We start from the raw sequence: 361 nt of genomic DNA on the forward strand, positions 1-361 counted from the left end.
AAATCTAGTGAAGCTACATCCCGCTAAAACAAGCCAGAATCAGAAATTCAATAGGGCTTGTTGGAGTGATGATTTCAGGGAAGAGATTATTTTTGGCGCTGGTCAAAAAGTGTAATCAGCCCCTGCATATATGGCATCGTTTTTTCGAGTTAAATTTAAACACTCAGTTAATTAACAAGCGAGGTTAAATCCTCGCTTGTTATTTTAAATGTTATCGTTGAGAGAGAGCTAAAACTTCAGGGTGAGATCGTGAACGTTTTTTGAGCTGATGAAATTGATACACAATCTGTTTGACGCCTTGGCTTAGCTGTGATCTTATACTCTCTTTTAGGAGAGTAAATTATGTACCTTGAAGCCTTCA

Annotated in this window: 1 pseudogene; it reads left to right on the forward strand. The window is 37.7% G+C overall.

Annotated features, from left to right (window positions below):
- Nucleotides 1-115 (forward strand): annotated as a pseudogene (locus GQA99_RS20330) (ISAs1-like element ISSpu13 family transposase); the annotation flags it as partial.
- Nucleotides 116-361: the final 246 nt, after the last annotated feature.

Source organism: Shewanella litoralis (assembly GCF_009828585.1).
Taxonomy (GTDB): Bacteria; Pseudomonadota; Gammaproteobacteria; order Enterobacterales; family Shewanellaceae; genus Shewanella; species Shewanella litoralis.